This window comes from Flammeovirga sp. OC4 (assembly GCF_000812565.1).
In the GTDB taxonomy this organism is placed as follows: Bacteria; Bacteroidota; Bacteroidia; order Cytophagales; family Flammeovirgaceae; genus Flammeovirga.
Genome location: NZ_JTAM01000031.1, coordinates 1 through 20,752, shown reverse-complemented (window position 1 = coordinate 20,752; position 20,752 = coordinate 1). Strand labels below are relative to the sequence as shown.

The 20,752-nt window shown below is 35.0% G+C and carries 13 protein-coding genes; 9 read left to right on the top strand and 4 right to left on the bottom strand.

The window, feature by feature from the left end:
• Window positions 1-21: 21 nt before the first annotated feature.
• On the bottom strand, window positions 22-768 hold the full coding sequence (locus PL77_RS17320; protein ID WP_044208042.1) for a 1-acyl-sn-glycerol-3-phosphate acyltransferase: 747 nt from the start codon (window positions 766-768) through the stop codon (window positions 22-24).
• 376 nt (window positions 769-1,144) lie between these two features.
• Here PL77_RS17320 and uvrA point away from each other — a divergent pair, with 376 nt between their 5' ends.
• The 5 genes from uvrA to PL77_RS30730 all read left to right on the top strand — a co-directional run bounded on the left by uvrA (window position 1,145) and on the right by PL77_RS30730 (window position 7,144).
• On the top strand, window positions 1,145-3,964 hold the full coding sequence (gene uvrA / locus PL77_RS17315; RefSeq protein WP_044208039.1) for an excinuclease ABC subunit UvrA: 2,820 nt from the start codon (window positions 1,145-1,147) through the stop codon (window positions 3,962-3,964).
• Between the two features lie 17 nt (window positions 3,965-3,981).
• Window positions 3,982-4,542, top strand: coding sequence for an alpha-ribazole phosphatase family protein (gene cobC, locus PL77_RS17310; RefSeq protein ID WP_044208037.1), 561 nt, complete (start codon window positions 3,982-3,984; stop codon window positions 4,540-4,542).
• A 6-nt stretch (window positions 4,543-4,548) separates the two neighbouring features.
• A complete protein-coding gene (locus PL77_RS17305; RefSeq protein ID WP_172665889.1) occupies window positions 4,549-5,295 on the top strand; it encodes a ScpA family protein in 747 nt (248 codons plus the stop codon).
• Window positions 5,279-6,379: a hypothetical protein gene (locus PL77_RS17300; protein ID WP_156152409.1), complete on the top strand. Its 1,101-nt coding sequence runs from the start codon at window positions 5,279-5,281 to the stop codon at window positions 6,377-6,379. Before PL77_RS17305 ends, PL77_RS17300 begins: the two co-directional genes overlap by 17 nt.
• Before the next feature lie 81 nt (window positions 6,380-6,460).
• A complete protein-coding gene (locus PL77_RS30730; protein ID WP_052444513.1) occupies window positions 6,461-7,144 on the top strand; it encodes a spondin domain-containing protein in 684 nt (227 codons plus the stop codon).
• Window positions 7,145-7,235: 91 nt separating this feature from the next.
• On the opposite strand, the gene PL77_RS17290 is transcribed toward PL77_RS30730, so the two are convergent.
• The 3 genes from PL77_RS17290 to PL77_RS17280 form a co-directional block, all read right to left on the bottom strand.
• On the bottom strand, window positions 7,236-7,739 hold the full coding sequence (locus tag PL77_RS17290) for a glycine zipper domain-containing protein (protein ID WP_052444512.1): 504 nt from the start codon (window positions 7,737-7,739) through the stop codon (window positions 7,236-7,238).
• Window positions 7,740-7,859: 120 nt separating this feature from the next.
• Window positions 7,860-8,741 carry a mechanosensitive ion channel family protein gene (locus tag PL77_RS17285; protein WP_044208031.1) on the bottom strand — a complete coding sequence of 294 codons (882 nt, stop codon included), beginning with the start codon at window positions 8,739-8,741 and terminating at the stop codon, window positions 7,860-7,862.
• A gap of 327 nt (window positions 8,742-9,068) precedes the next feature.
• Window positions 9,069-10,616, bottom strand: coding sequence for a S41 family peptidase (locus PL77_RS17280; protein ID WP_253273996.1), 1,548 nt, complete (start codon window positions 10,614-10,616; stop codon window positions 9,069-9,071).
• 528 nt (window positions 10,617-11,144) lie between these two features.
• On the opposite strand from PL77_RS17280, the gene PL77_RS17275 reads away from it, so the two are divergent.
• From PL77_RS17275 to PL77_RS17260, 4 genes are all read left to right on the top strand, one after another.
• Entirely contained in the window at window positions 11,145-12,689 is a 1,545-nt protein-coding gene (locus tag PL77_RS17275) for a DUF5723 family protein (RefSeq protein ID WP_044208026.1), read from the top strand.
• 94 nt (window positions 12,690-12,783) lie between these two features.
• Window positions 12,784-15,936: a hypothetical protein gene (locus tag PL77_RS17270; protein WP_044208024.1), complete on the top strand. Its 3,153-nt coding sequence runs from the start codon at window positions 12,784-12,786 to the stop codon at window positions 15,934-15,936.
• 226 nt (window positions 15,937-16,162) lie between these two features.
• Window positions 16,163-18,931 carry a TonB-dependent receptor gene (locus tag PL77_RS17265; protein ID WP_044208022.1) on the top strand — a complete coding sequence of 923 codons (2,769 nt, stop codon included), beginning with the start codon at window positions 16,163-16,165 and terminating at the stop codon, window positions 18,929-18,931.
• 43 nt (window positions 18,932-18,974) lie between these two features.
• A complete protein-coding gene (locus PL77_RS17260) occupies window positions 18,975-20,189 on the top strand; it encodes a hypothetical protein (RefSeq protein WP_052444511.1) in 1,215 nt (404 codons plus the stop codon).
• Window positions 20,190-20,752 lie beyond the last annotated feature (563 nt).

Genomic DNA, 20,752 nt, shown 5'->3' with positions numbered 1-20,752 from the left:
TATAAAATTTATACTAATATTTCACAAATTATATTCCTTGGGATAACGTGTTTTTAGTTCTGTTTCGATTACTTCTTTCACCTTTACTCTTAACTCTGCTACATCTTTGAGTGTCATTCCCTTGGTAGGAATGGGTTCATGTTGAACCAGAATTAAAGGAGACCATGAAAGTCTTGGAGCCAATGCAGGCCATATTTTCCAATTACTCACAATGGTAACCGGAACGATAGGACGCTGAGCACGAATGGCGAGAATAAATGCTCCGTCTTTAAATTTATTCAATGTAGGTGGAGTTCTATTTTGTGTTCCTTCTGGAAATACGCCAATACTAAACCCTTGCTCCAATTTGGTAAGGCACTTTCTAAACATTTCTTCGGTCTTTTCAGGATTTCCCCTATCCACACAGATATGCAGATTTCTGAACATCCAGCCAAATAGTGGAGCAGTTGCTAAACTTCTTTTCCCTAGAAAAATCACAAATTGATTAACAATCAGCTGAACTGCAGGTATATCTAAAAAAGAAGAATGATTAGACACAAATATATAAGGCTCAGAATTATTGAGCTTTGTTTTTCTGATACGTTTTACTGGAACCAAGATCATGACATAGGTAAATACTGCCCATAATCTATTTACATAATAAGTCGCTTTAAGCAGTTTGTTGTTGGAAGACCAGATAATGATAGCAAAAAATGGATAAAGTAGTATCAAACCCAATGCAAACATACTGAGTCCCCAAATCAAATATAGTTTTAGAATAAATGCCATTTTAAAAAATCATAACAAAAGCGTGTTTGACGTCACGAAAAACATGCTCTTAAAACCAACTAAAAATAGGAAAAAAATATTTCTCGCCGAGTGTATATAGTAATTTAATTTAAGAGTAGATTTAAGCTTCTACCTTACAAAATAAACAATTGAATTTTGTATTCCGCATACTCAATTGCAGAAGTAACCGTTCAAAAATCATGAAAACAATTAGCATTTAAAAAAAACTGACATGATTTTTATTACTTTTTTTTTTCGGTGACAGAATTAAGGTGCTTTTTCAAAAAATGATGTAGATATTTCCTCTTTCATAGTCAAAAATAGAGATAGATCGCTTAATTTTATACTCTGTAGTTCAGTAAATATCCATTCTTATATGCAGTCGGTAGATCAATTAAATCCTAAAGATTTTATTATTGTAAAAGGGGCAAAAGTAAACAACCTAAAAAGTGTTGACGTTGCTATTCCAAGAAACAGTTTTGTAGTCATTACAGGTGTTTCTGGATCAGGAAAATCATCCTTGGCTTTTGACACTCTTTTTGCTGAAGGTCAACGTATGTATGTAGAAAGCTTGAGCTCATATGCTCGACAGTTTTTAGGAAGGATGGAAAAACCTGAGGTAGAATATATCAGAGGAATCTGCCCTGCCATTGCTGTAGAGCAAAAAGTTTCTACTAAAAACCCTAGGTCTACTGTAGGAACTACCACTGAAATCTACGATTATCTAAAACTCCTCTTTGCAAGAATTGGTAAAACTTACTCTCCTGTTTCAGGGCAAGAAGTCGCCAAATCTTCCGTAACAGATATTGTCAATTACATTTATTCTTTTGAAGAAGGAAGTCGATTCATCGTATCCTGCCCTTTGGGTTTACAAGAAGGAAGAGAAATTGATGTAGTCTTAAAACTCCTCCTCCAACAAGGATTTACAAGAGTTATTCTTAAAGGTGAGATTGTTTATATCGAAGAACTGATTGATCAACTGGAAAAAGGCGAAAAAATCATTTTAGATGACCTTGAAATGTTGATTGATAGAAATGCGGTAAAGCAAGGAGATGAAGAAAATCAATTCCGAATTGCTGACTCTGTTCAAACTGCATTGTTTGAAGGTCGTGGAGAATGTAAAATCGAATTTGTAAGAAGAGGAGAAGAGAGTATCATCAAAACATTCTCAGATAAATTTGAGGCTGATGGAATGACTTTCGAAGAGCCGAGTGTCAACCTATTTAGTTTTAACAACCCTTATGGTGCTTGTAAAAGATGCGAGGGGTTTGGTAAAGTATTGGGGATTGATGAAGACTTGGTCATTCCTGATAAATCACTCTCCATTGTTGATGATGCCATTATTCCATGGAGAACGGAGACAATGAAAAAGTGGTTAAAGCCTCTTTTAGATACTGCACACGAAACCAATTTCCCTATTTTCAGATCTTACAGTGAATTGACTGTGGATGAAAAAGATATTCTTTGGAAAGGGAAAGGAAAGTTTAAAGGAATCAACGCATTTTTTGATCATCTAGAATCGAAAAAACATAAAATTCAGTACAGAGTGATGCTATCTAGATATAGAGGTAGAACAACTTGTCCTGAATGCCACGGTTCGAGATTAAGAAAGGATGCTTCTTATGTAAAAGTAGATGGCAAATCTATTGTAGATGTTGTATTGATGCCGATTGCAGAAAGTGAAACCTTCTTCAATACTATCAACCTCAGTGAGCACGATCACAAAATTGCGGACCGCTTATTGGCGGAAATTAAAAACCGTCTAAAATATATGAATAAAGTTGGTTTGGGATATTTGACGCTCAACCGACTTACTTCCACTTTATCCGGTGGTGAATATCAGCGTATAAAATTAGCCACTTCCTTGGGTAGTGCCTTGGTGGGTTCTATGTACATTCTGGATGAGCCAAGTATCGGACTGCATCCTAGAGATACTCAAAACTTAATTTCTGTACTTTTAGAATTAAAAAAATTAGGGAATACAGTAATTGTTGTAGAACATGAAGAGGAAGTCATGAAAGCTGCAGATCAGATTATTGATATTGGCCCCGATGCTGGAACCTATGGTGGTGAACTCCGTTTTCAAGGATCTATTGAAGAAGCTATAAAACATCCTGATACCTCTCACACTACTTTATATTTGAGTGGAAAATCAAGCATACCTACTCCAGAAAAACGTAGAGAATGGAAGGAGTTTATTGGAATTAAAGGAGCGAGAGAGAATAATCTCAAAAATGTAAATGTAAAGTTCCCGCTAGGAACCGTTACTTGTATCACGGGAGTATCGGGATCAGGAAAATCTACTTTAGTAAAAAAATGTCTTACACCAGCTTTACTAAGAGCGCTAGGACAGCATACAGAGGAAAAACCAAAGATTGATCAAATCGAAGGGAATATTTCATCCGTTAATAGAGTAGAATTTGTAGATCAAAATCCAATCGGAAAATCTTCAAGGTCCAACCCGGTCACTTATGTCAAAGCTTATGATGCTATTCGTGAACTATTCTCCAAACAAGAATTATCTGTTCAAAGAGGTTACAAACCTGCCTTTTTCTCTTTCAATGTAGATGGAGGTAGATGTGAAGCTTGTCAAGGTGAAGGAACCACCAAAATCGAAATGCAGTTTATGGCTGACATTTATCTTCCTTGTGAAAGCTGTAATGGAGATCGCTTCAAAAAAGAAATTCTTGATGTTAAGTATAAAGAGAAAAGTATTTCAGATATACTACGCATGAGTGTGGATGATGCTGTAGCATTTTTCAGTGATCAAAAGAAAATCATCCAACGTTTACAACCTCTTCTTGATGTTGGTCTGGGTTATGTTCAACTAGGACAATCTTCCAACACACTCAGTGGAGGTGAAGCACAAAGGGTGAAATTAGCTTCCTTCCTAGCCAAAGGAACATTAAAGGAAAGTGAAAAAGTATTGTTTATCTTTGATGAACCGACTACAGGACTTCACTTCCATGATATTGATAAGCTTTTAAAGTCTATCAATGCACTAATTGATAAAGGACACTCTGCAATTATCATTGAACATAATGTAGAAGTGATCAAAACAGCAGATTGGGTAATTGATATTGGACCTGAAGGAGGTAAAAATGGTGGTACTATTGTTTTTGAGGGAAAACCAGATGATCTTATCAAAATCAAAGAAGGCTACACTGCACAGTACCTACAATCGGCAATGCAATAAAGCTTAAAACTATGAGCATGACAATTTATCTTATCAGGCACACAACTCCTGATATTGATGCTAACACAGTACTTTACGGACAAACAGACTTAGATGTGGTGGACACTTTTGAAGAAGAAGTTAAAACCATAAAAGAAACCATTGATGACGTACAATTCAACTCGGTTTATTACAGTCCACTTAAAAGGTGTAAGCTACTTGCTACAACTTTGAGGTGTGATATGAAAGTATGTGAACCAAGATTGATGGAAATTTCCTATGGTGATTGGGAAATGAAGAAGTTTGCCGACATTAAGACTGAACTAGCACAGTGGTCAAAAGAATTTGATGAGGTTGCTGCTCCAAATGGAGAATCGTTAGAGATGGTACAAGAGCGTTTGGTTTCTTTCTGGAATGAAATCAATAATTATAAAGAAGGAGAAAAAATTGCCTTAGTTGCACATGGTGTAGTCATGAGAGTCTTTTTAGCTCATTTTTTAGAAATGCCACTTAAAAATATATTCAGACTTCAATTTCACTTTGGAAAAGTAATCAAACTGTCATTGAATGAGTCTGGCCGTATCCACTTACATTTATAATTTTTCATGAGTTTCGAAATCAACCTTCCCATTTTCGAAGGTCCTTTTGACCTTTTACTTTTCTTTATTCAAAGAGATGAATTGGATATTCATGATATTCCTATCTACAGTATCACTAATGACTTTATGGAATATATGGCGGAAATGGAACGATTGAATATAGAACTAGCCAGCGACTTTATAGTTGTAGCAGCAACCTTGATGAGAATCAAGGCAAAGATGCTATTACCTAGAGTGGAAAAAGATGAAGAGGGAAATGACATTGACCCTAGAGATGAATTGGTGAAACACCTTTTGGAATATATGAAATATAAATCTGTTCTGAACACTCTAGAAGAATGGGAAGCAGACATGTTGGACCGTGAGAAAAGAGGAAATATTCAGACAGAAGTAAAACAGCTTGAAGAGGAAATAGGTGTTGAACAAGAGTTACAAGATATTGACCTCTTTAAATTACTCAAGTTTTATCAAACTGCTTTAAGAAAAGCAGAAGCTAGAGAAAATGCACCTCGACATCAAGTAGTCCCTTATCCTTATTCTCAAGAAGAACGCCAAGATACAATCATCAAAAGATTGGAAACTCGTAAAGAATTTTCATTTATGGAACTTATTCAGGAAGACTTCAATAATGTTTCCATTGTATTTAATTTCCTGGCCGTACTCGAACTTCTCTCTCAAAACAAAATCACAATCGTAGTACATGAAGGATTTAATAATTTTGATATTAAACGATTAGATGATCAGGCGGCTTAGAGATTTTGTCAATCAACAAAATATTTTCAGTCTACAACTGATAGTATCACTGTTATGGATGAGTGTACAATGGATCTGTTTCCAAAAATTTCATATAAAAGAAGGGGCTGATTCACCTCTTTATTTACAAGCAGGCCAAGATCTAATAGAGGGCACATTTATAGCCGATCGAAGAATTTGGTATTTAGGATATTGTCTATACATCGCTTTCATCAAACTATTTACAGATTCAATTACGGTTATCGTTATTGGACAATTGATCATTGCCTATTGCAGTATGATCTTCTTCTTTCGTTTACTTTTCTATAATTTCAAAGATCAATTTTTAGCCTTTTGTGGTGTACTCATGTATTTAAGTTGGATTCCTTTACATGAATGGAATTTTATACTTTATACAGAATCAATATTTACCTCTTTGAGTATTATTACAATTTATTTCATCTCAAAGAAGAAGTATTGGGCCGGAATAGTCGTTGGTATTTTATGTATTCTTACTCGCCCAAACGGCATCTTATTTCTCCTCAGTTTTTGTATCACACTTTTTATCCTTCAACGAAAAACCAACTACAAATATGTATTTTTGATTGCCTTTCTTTTTTTGGGATTGCTTATCAATGAAATGCTCGCTTACTATGGGCCTTTAATGATCGAGGGCTACTTACTTCCTGAGATTATTTATTTTCAAGAAACACTTGAAATCAAGCCATTAGACAACCCCTATTTACCTTCAAAAGAGCTTGGAGTAATTACTCAATTGTTTTTATTCGCCTTTAAAAACTTCCCTTACTTCTTAAAAATAAGTATTGTAAAAGGCAGTCTCTTTATGACGCACATCAAGCCCTACTACTCTCTTTCACATAACCTATATAGTATTCTATTTTTATACCCCATTTACATCTTTGCGGTAGTAGGAATTAGGAAAAGTAATCTCACCAAAATTGAGCTTTGGGGATTGATTTATTTTCTCTTGCAGTTGTTCACAATAAGTATCACAAGTGAAAACTGGGACGGACGCTTCTTACCTCCTGTACTTCCCTTTGTATTTATATTAAGTACAAAAGGACTAAAGAAAGTTTTTCTTTAAATGTGAACTTCTTCACATCTCGTGGGTTTATAATAAAGTATCTTTATATCAACAAAATTTAAATTGCCACAAAAATATATTATGAAAAACCTACGAATTCTCTCTCTATTACTCATCGGAATTTTATTTAGCTGTTCGGATGATGATGATAATGTACAACCTCCTGGTGGAAATGATCCAACAACCGCTACCTATAAAATTACCTATCAGGGGACTTGGTCTTCAAGTTCTCATCCAACAGATTATCCGAGTAATTCTCATTTTTCAGGTGTTATTGGAATGGCACATACGGCAGACACCACACTTTTTAAAGAAAATACATTAGCCACTAATGGCATCAAGGTAATGGCAGAAACAGGAGGAAAATCGCCTCTCACTACTGAGATCAATGATATTATTTCTACTGGAAAAGCCGATTTCTTAATTAGTGAAGGAGGATTATCTTCTGGAACTGGAAAAATTGAATTTGAAATTACAGTAAGTAGTGACCATAGTTATGTGAGTTTAGTTTCTATGATTGCCCCAAGCCCTGATTGGTTTGTTGCTGTAGAAAACCTAAACCTTTATGCCAATAATGAGTGGGTCGATGATGTGACCATCACACCTATACACTATGATTCAGGGACTGATGATGGTGAAACCTTTACATCACCCAATGCTCCATCTGATCCAGTAGTCAATATATTCGAAATTACATCGGCTCCTTTAGGAAATGGTACTGAAGTAACACCTGCTGTTGCTACCTTCAGATTTCAAAAAATTTAGTACGTTATAAAAAAAGAGTGATGTAGAAAGGTGCTATACATCACACTCATTTCTCATCACTCTTTAATTCTTACATTCATTTTTTTTTGTGCTATTGCACTGTATAACCCTTACCACTCATACAAGCCGTAAATGCTTTATTAAAATTATCTTTTAATTCTTTTTCCTGTTGAGCCGCTACTTCATTATTATGAGCTTGTTCTTTTGCATCGCCATACACCTTTGCCCTTCTACCTTTCAAACCTCCTACAACAGACCCGATCGCTGCTCCTTTTCCTGCATCGCCAGCAATAGCACCAACTGCCGCACCTGCTGCCGCTCCTCCTGCTGCACCAACAACCATTGATCCATCTGCAGAAGTATCAGCCTGTTTTGCCTCTACTTTTGTCGGGTTCATGGGGTCATAACCTGTTTGTTGAATGGCCCATTTATAACAAGCCATTTCATCAGCATCTAAAGCTGCTTGATCTTGCCCATCAGAAGGAAATACAAAAAGGCCTAAACTTTTGGCAATTGAAGTATTTGTTGCTGTTTGAGCATAAATAGTAAAAGATGAAAATACGATCAAATGGAAAACAAGAAGTAACTTTTTCATATTAGATTAGAGTTGATTTGTTCTTATTGAAAACTATAGATTGTTCAACGGCAAACATTTCTTCAAGACTATCAAAATATGATTGATGTATATCAAATTATCACTATTTTAGTATGATATCTAACTTTTTACTGATTCTAATTGTTCCCAACCATCTCTTAGGTTTAAATCTCTTTGAGGGAATGGTATTTCAATATTTTCTTTTCTAAATCTTTTGAAAAGGGCGTAATACACTTGACTCTTCAGGATATCTGGCTTCGAATAATAATTGACTGTCCAGATGTTCAAAGTAAAATTAATGGAACTGTCTCCCCATTCTGTAAAAACCAAATCCGGGGTAGGAAATTGAAGTATTCCTTCAATCTTATGTGCCTCCTCCAATGCTATTTTTCTAATTCTTTCTGGATCTTCTTTGTATGACACTCCAATTGGAATTCTTAATCTTACACTTTTTTCATTATAACTCCAGTTCACTACATTATTAGAAATAAAGTGAGAGTTAGGAACAATTACGGTAATATTATCATTCGTTCTTATCGTTGATGATCTAGATGAAATCTCAACTATACGTCCTCTAACATCACCCACTTCTACCATATCTCCTACTTTGATGGGTTGTTCAAAAAGGATGATAATACCCGACAAAAAGTTATCTGCAATCGTCTGCAAACCAAAACCAATACCTACACCTAGAGAGGCAATCAAAACGTGCAGAGAACTGAGGTCTATTCCGGTACTTTGAATGATAATAGCACAACCAACCACTATTGTGGAGTACCGTACTAAAATTCCTATATTATAACTGATGGCTTCATCTACATGGTATTTTAATAAGATTTTATCTACTAATATGTCTCTTAATTTTTTGGACAAGTAGAATACCAAGACGATGAAAAAAATAACCTGTAAAATAGAAAGTGGAGTAAATGTTTTGCCTCCAATTTCAAATGTATATGTGAAGATTTTTAATATGTTATCTATAAACTGATTGTTAGCGAACATAATAGTTAGAATTATAAAATTTCATCTAAAAGGATTGGATAAGTCCCAATAGACCACACTGATCGTAACAATGATAAACTTAAGAGTGGCTATAAATCACAATCCATTTGCTTGTTGTTGTATAAGCAATTGAACAATTAAAATCGGATGTTTTGGATCTTCTTGTCTACTATAATAAGGCAAAATAATAATTCAACTTATCCCAGTTTCAAATGTGCAATAGCTTATATTACTCCATCAAAAATAGTACAAAGTAACTTTTGTAGAATACACAATATAAAAAAAGGCTATCATTTCTGATAACCTTCTTTCAAAAAGAATCTTTTTTTAGTTTGATGTCAGAATCTTCTGATATCTTTCTTTGTCATTCAATACTTTCACTGCTTCAATAACATCTACGTCAGCATTGAATGTAGATTCGATCTCACCTGATTCTAAATAATATCGCTTACAAATTTCAGCTTGTAAAACATCTTTAATCTCAGATTTGAATTTTATAACATCAGACTCCTTATTATGATAAATTTTCTTCTTTAACGTTTCAATTTCTTCTTGAATATCATCATAGTATTTATCTGCTTTAGCACTCTCTTCAAGTTCTTTTACAGAAACTTCCACTTTTGTTTTGTAGCCATAATCCTTGTCTTTCAACCAAGCTATAAAGTCTTCAAATTCTTGATCTGTGATTTCAAAATCTCTAGCAGGTGCGATCGATTCATGCTCATAATGGTATTTTGTAGCATAATCAAAAATCAACCCCTTTAAAATCAAACTAATAGAAATTTGAGCGAAATTAAAAGGCTTCACTTTAATGTCTGGAGCAACTCCACCACCATCTAAAACTACTCTTCCATTTGCTGTTGTAAATTGCTCTCTTAAAGAATCCGCAACTACAATTGCTTCACCCTCTTCATTTCTATGGCTATAATCAATAGCTTGAATACATCTGCCACTTGGAATGTAATATTTAGCAACCGTTACTTTCAATCTAGAATTATAATCTAATGGGCGAGTAGCCTGTACTAAACCTTTACCAAATGACCTTGATCCTAACAAAACACCACGGTCATAATCCTGAATTGAACCAGAAACAATTTCTGCAGCTGAAGCACTTCCTCCATTGATCAGAACAGCAATTGGAATTTCTGTATCTAAAGGAGCATTCATAGCTTTATATGTCTTATTCCAATCCTCAATACGTCCCTTAGTATACACTACATCAGAACCTTTAGGAACAAATAAGTTGACAATGTTTACTGCTTCATTCAATAAACCTCCAGGGTTTCCTCTAAGGTCTAGAATCACTTTTGAGGCACCTCTATCTTTTAATTCTGTTAATGCATCTCCTACCTCTTGGCTGGCATTCCTAGTAAAATCACTTAATTGAATTAATCCAACATCATCTGTTACCATACCATAATAAGGAACATTATTAATTTGAATTTTTTCTCTTTTTACTGGTACATCAAACGAGGTTTCCTTTCCATATCTTTTGATGGTCAAAACTACTTCACTTCCTGCTTGGCCTTTCAAATACTTACTGATCTCTTCAGTACCTTTACCCTTCATGTCTTCACCGTCCACTTTTTCTATGATATCTCCAATTTGAAGACCGGCCTCATAAGCTGGGTAACCTTCATTAGGGAGTAAAACGGTAATATTGCCTCCTCTATTTCCAACAACAACGCCAAGACCACCATATTCACCAGTAGTCATTGTACGGTAATCTTCAATTTTATCTTCAGGAATATAATTGGTATAAGGGTCCAAAGTAGCCAACATTGCTTCAATGCCGGTAGTCATCATCTCCGATGGGTTAACATCGTCTACATAGTAGGTATTGACTTCTTGGTATAATTGAGCGAATATTTTCATGTTCTTCGCTATTTCAAAGTAATGGTTACTAACCTTGTTACTTGAAAAAGAAAAGAAAAAAAGTGCTAGAAAACTAATGCCCGCAAAAACAACAAACTTTTTTCTTTTATTCATTTTTGATGATTCTTTTTAATATAGATAAGGGAAGATAGCAATAGCAGTAATTTTTTGAATTTACTCTATCTTTCAAAAGTAAAACTTTATTACCAAAAATTTCTCCATACTCATCAACTAATTTAAGTTAAGAAATATAGAATTAAGTATTAAGCCAAAAATAAATTTTATCCAATTATTTTTTATTTTTTGTGAGTTCTATCCAAAAAGTAAGTCCACTATCAGTAGTAAAGTGATTATCAATAACAAAATAAAGATAGAATTAGTGCAAAGTAACTTCAGTCAGTACATATTTTTCACATTTGTTTAAAAAATATTGCTCGATTAATTATATTTACGTTTCTTAACACTACTGTTCACAGTGTTCTTGGTACTTTACTATTAAATAGGCCAAAAAACTATCTTCAGACTTTTATGAAATCATATAAAGAAAATATATATTTTTCACTCACTTTCAGTTTATTATTGCTCTTTTCAAATCAAATCTACGCTCAAAGTGAAGGAAGTGTTTACTCAGTGACTGGTCGTGGTGGCGTGGGGACAACTTTCGTAACTGACTATCAAGCTATTGGTATTAACCCTGCCAACATCGGAATCAAAAAAAACTATAGAGATCCAAAATTCACTTTCGGATTATTAGAAGGAAATGTTGCGTTTAGTTCGGAAGCCATCAACACGAATGAATTGTTGGGTGCAATGACCAACTTCAGAACAGATCGTTTTGATTACGCCAAAAGAGAAGAAGCTATCAATAAATTCAGTAATAATAGTACCAACGTAGATGCCAATGTGATGCTCTTTGGTTTTAGCTGGAGAATGCCCAAGAAATATGGAGGTATAGCATTTAGCGTTAGAGACAGAGTAAGTACATATACCGTAACAAATCCATTTACTGCCGAATTGATGTTTATGGGAGCTGCAAGTAGCTACTTTCCAAAATTAAAAATGGCAAATGGTGATATCATCGATAACCCTAGACACACTGGAGGTACATTGACAGATGATCAATTAGATCAAGTTCAAGCTGGTTTTTTTGAAAATCCTGACGATGAACAATCTTTTTCTTCGGTCTTGGATGGTACAAAAATGAAATCTACTTGGATTCGTGAATTCAATTTTTCTTATGGTGGACAATTACTTGAAACTTATGACTTATCCATTTATGGAGGTTTCGGCATTCGCTATTTACAAGGTTTATTGATTATGGATTTTGATGTAAATCAAAACGGTGAATTTCAAAGTCCGGTATTCTCCTCTTCTTTTGTAAACCCTGTTGATGTTTTAACTAATGGATTAGTCGAAGATGATTTTGACAGCAGACCTCTTTCGGAAAAGTTGGTCAATCCAAAACCTGCTGGTGAAGGATTCGGACTTGATTTTGGACTTACTTTTGTCATCAAAAGAAATTTAAAAATTGGTGTAGCACTCAATAACTACGGGGAAATGAACTGGACTGGTCAAATTTACTCAGTAGGTGACCTTACTTTAGGTAGAGTAAATGGTCAGGGTGTGGACAACTATAATATTTTTATACAAAATGAAGGTACTTTTCAATTAGCAGGTAGTAACTCAGCTGTAGAATGGGAAAAAAAAGAGGGCAACCAAAGAGTGGATTTACCGACAACCATCAGAGTTGGTGCTAGTTATGAATTCTTCCGCTTAGTACATGTAGGTGTAGACGTTATTATACCTCAAAATGATGCTCCTGGTAACTTACAAAAACCTCTTTATGCCATAGGCGGTGATTTTAAGCCTTTCAAAACATTATCATTCTCCACTGGATTTAACATTGGAGGAAACAACGACACATTCAAACTTCCAATTGGTGTTACCTACTCTGCAAGAAAAGGTTTTTATGAAGTAGGTATATCTACACATGATATTCTTTCTTACTTCTCACTTTCTGGAAACTCAAGTACAATTTCTATCGCAGCTGCGGCGTTAAGATTTAAACTTTAATAGCGTTTTTTTAGATTCTGCTTAGATGATTTGGAAGGAAAAAAAGTTCTTGCCCAATATTTGCAGTATGCCATATTAAATTTTCCAGATTGTCATGAAATTTCAACTTAAATATATTTTTTCATTTCTATTACTCACTCTTTGCCTGCAACATTTCTCAATCGCACAAGTTGGTGTAAGTATTGAAGAGGGTGAGTTAACGAATAAGAAAAAAGTTCAACTTAATATTAATATTCCTGAAGCCTACAAAATGAAAATCAGTGAAAACTTTGATTTCAGTGATTGTAAATGGATTGGCTATCAAAAAACATATTATTGGACACTTTCTGAAGGTGATGGAGCCAAAGAAATTTTCTTCAAGTTTCAATTAAAAAATGGAACTACCACCAATACTTTTGTGGCTTTTGTTCATTTAGACACAAAACCACCTTACAGAGGTAGAGTGAACTTTTCAAGAGGTAATTATACCAAATATAGAAATGTAGAAATTGACTTCAAGTGCGAAGAAGCAACTTGGATGAATTTAAGTAATACAGGTGTTTTTAATGAAAAAAACTGGAGACCTTTCAGGAAGCATCTTAATACTTGGTTATTACCACCCGGTGATGGTATCAAAAAGGTACATGTGAAATTTAAAGACAATGCGGGTAATGAAACAAAAGTTTACGTTGACCATATTAAACTAGATACTAAACCTCCAATTCCTCAATATATTGATATTGTACCTGACTACTCTATTTTAGACAAGGAAACAGGTGTTAAGTATGTCAACTCCCATAACAGACAAGTTGCACTTGAAATGGGTGCAAAAGATGCTGAGTATATGAAAATCAGTAATAGTACTAACTTCTATGGGCAGAAATGGAGAAGGTACAGAGATTACATGGAAGATTGGACTATGGAAGATGATGTATTTGAGGGGTATAAAAGAGTCTATATCCGATTTAGAGATAAGGCTGGAAATGAGTCTGGGCTGATCAATACTGCGATCTATATCGATACTAAACCTCCAATTAATCCAAGAATTGCCATTAATAATGGAGACGAATACACAAAATCTACAAATGTAAGTTTACAATTACATGCTACTCATGGTCATGAGATGCGTATTTCAAATGATAAAGATTTCCATACAGCAGGTGATTGGGAACCTTTCTCTAAGGTAAAAATGTGGACTTTAGAAGAAGGTGAAAGTGGAGACCGTGAAGTATGGATTAAATATAGAGATAGAGCCAAAAACCAATCAAGGCCAATTATGGCTAAAATACACTATGACAAGGACCCTCCAACACATGGTCGTATTAAGATCTATGGTAGAGGGAAAACTACCGATAATAAAGTAAGAGTAAGAGTCAATGCCCAAGAAGCACTTATGATGAAGGTAGGGTTAGCAGAGGAGTTTGACAATGCGTATTGGAGAGAGTTTTCTACTGCTCCTTTTGACCTTTTCATTGGTAACAAAGGAGGGTATAGAACAGTAAAAGTACAATTTAGAGATCGTGCAAGAAATGTTTCTGAGATCTATGCAGACTCTATCTATAAAGAGGTAAGACCTCTTAGTCCTAGAATTAGCTTAGATAATAATAATGAATATAATACAAGAGGAGATGGAAAAGTAGAAATAGGACTATTCTGTTTGAATGCTACTCACATGAAAGTTGGTGCTGATGAAAGTTTGGAAAGTGTAGAATGGCAAGAGTATACAAATAAGATAACGCATTACCTTCATGATCCAGATGGTGTAAAAACTATTTATGCTAAATTTAAGTCAGAAACTGGAACAGAGAGTCAGATTGTGAAAGACCATATCATTTGGGATAAGACTCCTCCATTAAATACCTCTATTGACCTTGAAGTATTACCTACAGAATCTCGTATTTACTATACCAAAGATTATGTTGTAAAAGTCAAAGCTGAAACTGCCGTAGCGATGCAAATCACTGAAGATTCAACTTTTTACACTGCTTCTTGGAAACCTTATACTGAACTTCCATTTTACTATGGTATGAGCGTGAAAGGTGGTCCTATTGGTTATAGAACTTTATATGTCCGCTTTAAGGATTTTGTGGGAAATATATCAGAACCTCTTGTTGAGAAGCTGTATTTTGATGCAACCTCTCCACAAGATATTAACGTAAAAATCAATGTTCCTGAATTACCTGAACAAATTACTGTACCAAGTCAATTTACCTTTATAAGAGATGTTGCGTTGGATATGGAGTTCAAAGTTGATTCAGCCTATTATATGAGAGTATCTGATCACCCTTATTGGGAAGGAGCAGAATGGTTACCTTACCAAGAAAGTTACAACTATCCTTTGGTGGGCGAAGAAGGGAAGAAGAGAATTTACATTCAGTTTAAAGATAACCACGACAACGTTACACGAATTGTAAAAAGAGATATTATTTGGGATAGAGATCCTCCATCTAAACCTAGACTTGTGATTGATGGTGGAAACTTTTATACAAGGGCCAACAATAGAGAAGTTGTACTCAACCCAATCTGCGAATCTGCTGATTTTATGGTTATATCTAATAATGCAGACTTCTCTAATGCCTATTGGACACATTACCGTTCGCGAATAAAATGGTTGTTACCTGAAGGTGATGGTGAAAAGACAGTATATGCCAAGTATTATGATTATGCAGGTAATGAATCTTTTGAAACCAGAAGTGAAATCATTTTAGATAGAACTATCCCAATGGCGACGGAAATTAGCATTAATAATAATGAGCCATCAACAGGAGAAGTTGAAGTGACACTCCAACTAAATGCTGAACATGCCACTGAGATGATTATTTGTAACGATTATAGCTTCGCGTCACCTTCTACTTGGGAACCTTTCAGACATACCAAAAAATGGAAACTGAATAACCAAGACGGTGTTGCCAAGGTTTATTTTAAAGTAAAAAATCAAGCAGGTACCGTTTCAAAACCTATTTCTGCTTCTATCATTTTAGATACAAGCCACCCTATTCTCCATCACATGGAGTTCAATGACCGTGCAACGGGTACAGAATCTCTGACGGTAACTGTAAAAACAAAAGTATCCGATGATACTGTAGAAATGCAGTTGTCCAACTCAAATGATTTTTCAACTGCTCAATGGGTCAATTACCAACCTGAGATCGAATGGACTTTAGCAGGTAGAGGAAGGCAACATGTTTGGGTAAGATTCAAAGATGAAAATGGTAATATTAGTCAAGCATTAAGCAAAGATATAGTGGTATTCGAAAATGTAAAATAATACTCCAAAACAAGCTAAATCAATGTACTCACTGTTATATTGATTTAGCTTTTTTTAGACTTAACATGTATTATATAAATTAACAACTACCACAATCACAACATTTTAACAGGTTAACATTAACATCATACACATTTTTTTCAATTCATAAATTCTTCATTTTTTGTATAAATCGATGAGATCTATTTCGTCTACTTTTGCCGACGTAAATAAAACCGATTAACAAATGAAGAAATTTTTTTTCCTAATTTTATTAACTTCAATTGGACTGACATCTTGGGCACAAAAGGGTACAATCTCAGGTACCGTCTTCGATGCTGACACTGGCGAAGAAATTATAGGAGCAAGTGTAATTATCAAAGGGACCAACACCGGTGCTTCCACTGATATATATGGACAGTTTTCTTTTTTAGCAGAAGCTGGTCATAAAGAAATCCTAGCTACTTTCATCGGCTACAAAACTGTAATCAAAACAGTCAATGTGGTCGAAGGACAAAAACATCAATTAAAATTCAATTTAGAAGTAGACGCACAAGAACTTGATGCCGTAGAAATTGTAGCTAAAGCCAATACTGAAAGTGCTGAAGCTTTAATGGTACAGCGTAAAAATGCCGATGTCATGATTGAATCTATCGGAGCTGAAGAAATGTCTGTAAAAGGTGTTTCTGATGTGGAAGGTGCCATGACAAAAATGACAGGTGTAGCAAAAGTAAGAGGTAAAGGACTTTATGTAAGAGGTCTCGGAGATCGTTATAATATTGCAACTATGAATGGTTTACCAGTTCCCTCTACTAACCCTGATTTAAAAGTAATTCCCTTATCCATCTTTCCTACGGACTTGGTAAAAAATATTGGAGTATCAAAAACAGCAACTCCTGAATTGTACGGAGACTTTGCAGGTGCTAACATTGATATTACTTTAAAAGATTACCCTGACGATGCTTTCTTTACAATAGGAATTTCAGGAGCCTTTAATACATTAGCTACTTTCAATGATTTTAAAACGCACAAAGACGGACAATACGAATCATTTGGCTTTAATGGCAATGCGAGACAACGACCGGAAGGTGGAATCCCGACTATTACTCCAAACGGTGAGCCAGGAGCATATAATACATCATGGTCTCCAACAACAGCAACAGCACCATTAAATATTGGTTTAAATGCTTCTGGAGGTAAATCATGGGATATTGGAGATGAAAGTATTTTCGGTATTATCGGATCGTTAGCTCACAATAACAAATACGAATACAGAGACGGTCGTTTTGCGGCTTACAATGCCCAAGCCACTCCTTATGTAGATTATGACCGTGAAGAATGGATCTACTCTACCAACACTTCAGCATTATTGAACTTCACTTTCGAGCTTAATAACAAACATAAATTCAAACTCAATAATATTGTTGTCAACGAATCATTTAACTCAGTTGATGAGAACTATGGTTACAACAACGACTTAGATACTGAAACATTATTCGCACGAAGAAATACCTATCTTCAAAATACCATATTTGTAAATCAATTCTCAGGTGATCATAAGTTTATGGAGAACGATCGATTCCATTTCACTTGGGGAGTTTCAAGAACTGCTACCCTATCACAAGAACCTGATAGAAGACAATTATTATTCTCTGATAAATCTGTAGATGGAAAAGAAGTCAATTTATTCTCTCGTAATGCTTTTGATAACCACCGTTATTGGGGTGAAATGAACGAGGTAGAATATGCAGCAAGAACGGATTTTTCAATTGGCTTAGGTGCTTTTAATAATGAACATGATGCCTTTAGAAGTACTTTGAGGTTTGGTTACCAAATGAAATCAAAAGACAGAGAATTTGAGTGGTTCCAGACGAACATGAGATCGAGTAGTGCAGTCGTAAGAGGGATCAATTCTGAAGATCCGAATGCAAGAATCAATGAATGGATTCAAAATGAAACCATCTTCTACTCTCCTTTTACAATTCCGAATAATTACTTCCAGGCAAAAATGGATGTACATTCCTTCTATACTGGTTATGACTATGACATCATGCCCAACAAATTAAAGATGAATGTAGGAGTAAGAACAGAAATTGGAGAACAGTATGTAAAATATAAAATGCAAGGTGACCTGATTGCTGATCCTTACAGAGAAGATAGTTATGAATCTGTTGAATTCTTACCTTCCTTTAACTTAAAATATGCTCTGGATGAAAGGTCGAATATGAGGTTTGCAGCGAGCAAAACAATCACAAGACCTGGAATGAGAGAGTTGATTCCTTTCGAATATCAAACTGTTGTTGGTGGAGAAGCGATTATTGGTAATCCTAATTTGAAAAACGCTCAGAACTATAATGTCGATTTGAAATATGAAATCTTCCCTAACTCTGGTGAATTATTCTCAGTAGGTTTATTTGGTAAATACTTAGATAATCCGATTGAGAAAGTAGCTAGACCATCTGCAGGTAATGTTTATTCTTTCGATAATATCGGAACGGCTACGGTAGCAGGTATTGAGATTGAATTCGAAAAATCATTAGGTTCGATCATCAACAACGGCTCTGAGGCTTTAAGAAATACTACAATTGGTATGAATGGTACTTTTATGTACTCTCAAATGACAATTGCTGATGATATCAACACGATTGTAACGAACAGACAAAGAGCTTTACAAGGTGCTTCTCCTTATATTGTTAATGCCAACATTGGTTATCAACAAGACTGGAACAATGGAAATATTAACTCCATCTTCACCTTAACTTATACCACATTTGGTGATAGAATTTTTGCTGCAGGAGCAATGGGAGCTGGAGATATTTATGAAAAATCATTCGGTACATTGGACCTCATTGTCAGAAACAAAATCAAAGACGCATTAAGTTTCAATGTATCTGCTAAAAACCTATTAAATCCATCTATCGAACGTTACCAAAAGTTTGAAAGTGGTACAACAAAACAAGTCTCAGCTTATAAGCTAGGAATGGAACTAGGTGTAGGATTGTCTTACACATTTTAATAAAAATAATTTTTAAGTCTTTTTTCTAAAACCTTTCAATCAAATGAAAAACTTTGTACAAAAATTTGCAGCTATCTCAATGTTAGCCTCTGTTCTTGTTGCATGTAACAGCAACGACGAAACTACTGAAGGACCTTCACAAAGCGAAGGAGAAATCCTTGCAGCGAAATTAACAGAGCAGCAACCAATCGCTATCGATGGTGAAGCAACAGGATGGACTCCAGGTGACTGGGCTGTAGCTGTAGATTTCCCAGGTACAAATGTCGAAGATGTAACTGCAGATAATGCTGACGGTACTCTTCCAAGAGACATTAGTGAAGATTTTACTTTAGAAGAAAACTCTACATGGATTCTTTCTGGTGGTGTTCACGTAAGAAACGGAGCTACGTTAACGATCGAGCCTGGTGTAAGAGTTGTAGATCTTGAAGGAGAAGATGTTGCTTACCTAATGGTAGAGCAAGGTGCCAAAATTGAAGCAAACGGTACTGCTGACAACATGATTGTATTTACTTCTCAAGATCAGATTCCTGGTTCATGGGGTGGTATCATCATCAATGGACTTGCTCCAATCAATGTAGAAGGTGGTAAGGCACATCCTGAAGTAGGTACTGGTATCGATGGTGAAGAATTATGGTACGGTGGAGATAACCCTAGCGATGACTCTGGTTCATTATCATATATCCGTTTAGAGTTTGGTGGTAACGAAATCACTACAGATAAAGAACACAACGGTTTTACATTTAACGGTGTGGGTAACCAAACTGAGTGTCATCACTTACAAGCTCACAAAGGTGACGACGATGGATTTGAGTGGTTCGGTGGTACTGCCAACGCTTCTTTCTTAGTTTCTACAGATAACAAAGATGATCAATTTGATTGGACTGAAGGTTGGACTGGTACTTTAGAAAATGCTTACGCTCATGTAGCAGAAGGTTGTGACCGTGGTTTTGAAGGAGACAACAACTCACAAAACCATGAAGCTACGCCTTACTCTCACCCTACTTTGAAAAACATCACTGTGATTGCTGAGGAAAACGGTTCTGATTCACAAGGTTTCAAAATCCGTGTAGGTTCTAAAGTAACTATGGAAAACGTAATCGTGAAAGGTTTCCCTACTGGTGTATCTATTGAGCATGATGTTACATTAAAGCACGTTGATAATACTTACAACGGTGATGCTGATGATTTCACAGTAACTAACTTAAATGTCTCTGAATCTTCAGAAACAGATATCGAATACAAAGCGTCAAGACAATAATTGGCTGTAGTTAGATAATATATAAGGGCCTTTACTAAATCAAAGTAAGGGTCCTTTACAAACAGCATTTTGGAATTAATTTAAACCACCCATTATTTAAAGTCTATTTTCTATTATTAAAGATAGTTAAGCGTGCGACTATTTTTTTATTTACAATTCTTCATTTTAGTGAATGAGTCGCACAAAATAGATAGAAGTTGAGAGATCTATCTACTATTAACTGTTCCAAAATCACATTATCAATAAAACCCCTTCTTGTAACACAATGTAGTAAGAAGGGGCTTTTTATTTGTTTTTTTCCAATAAAAAATATAAATTAATGAATATTTAATTAACGTCAATTTTACCCTAATTCAATGATCCAACAAGTCAATACGTTCATGTCCAATTTGCTAATGCTTTTTTTACTATCATTCTTACTAGAATACTTAGTAGTTGAATCAAGCGAACTTACTTTATCAGGTTTTACAACACGAGCTATGGTTTTTACAGTAATATACGGAATAGTGTATTTACCTTACTCTAAAAAATTTTCATAAAAAAAGAGGCTGTCTCATAATTGA

Excerpts from the sequence above, each read along its gene's own strand:
- PL77_RS17270 (WP_044208024.1), top strand. The coding sequence starts at position 12,784 with ATGAAATTTCAACTTAAATATATTTTTTCATTTCTATTACTCACTCTT.
- PL77_RS17260 (WP_052444511.1), top strand. The coding sequence starts at position 18,975 with ATGAAAAACTTTGTACAAAAATTTGCAGCTATCTCAATGTTAGCCTCT.
- PL77_RS30730 (WP_052444513.1), top strand. The coding sequence starts at position 6,461 with ATGAAAAACCTACGAATTCTCTCTCTATTACTCATCGGAATTTTATTT.
- PL77_RS17320 (WP_044208042.1), bottom strand. The coding sequence starts at position 768 with ATGGCATTTATTCTAAAACTATATTTGATTTGGGGACTCAGTATGTTT.
- uvrA (WP_044208039.1), top strand. The coding sequence starts at position 1,145 with ATGCAGTCGGTAGATCAATTAAATCCTAAAGATTTTATTATTGTAAAA.
- cobC (WP_044208037.1), top strand. The coding sequence starts at position 3,982 with ATGACAATTTATCTTATCAGGCACACAACTCCTGATATTGATGCTAAC.
- PL77_RS17305 (WP_172665889.1), top strand. The coding sequence starts at position 4,549 with ATGAGTTTCGAAATCAACCTTCCCATTTTCGAAGGTCCTTTTGACCTT.
- PL77_RS17290 (WP_052444512.1), bottom strand. The coding sequence starts at position 7,739 with ATGAAAAAGTTACTTCTTGTTTTCCATTTGATCGTATTTTCATCTTTT.
- PL77_RS17285 (WP_044208031.1), bottom strand. The coding sequence starts at position 8,741 with ATGTTCGCTAACAATCAGTTTATAGATAACATATTAAAAATCTTCACA.
- PL77_RS17300 (WP_156152409.1), top strand. The coding sequence starts at position 5,279 with ATGATCAGGCGGCTTAGAGATTTTGTCAATCAACAAAATATTTTCAGT.
- PL77_RS17280 (WP_253273996.1), bottom strand. The coding sequence starts at position 10,616 with ATGAAAATATTCGCTCAATTATACCAAGAAGTCAATACCTACTATGTA.
- PL77_RS17265 (WP_044208022.1), top strand. The coding sequence starts at position 16,163 with ATGAAGAAATTTTTTTTCCTAATTTTATTAACTTCAATTGGACTGACA.
- PL77_RS17275 (WP_044208026.1), top strand. The coding sequence starts at position 11,145 with ATGAAATCATATAAAGAAAATATATATTTTTCACTCACTTTCAGTTTA.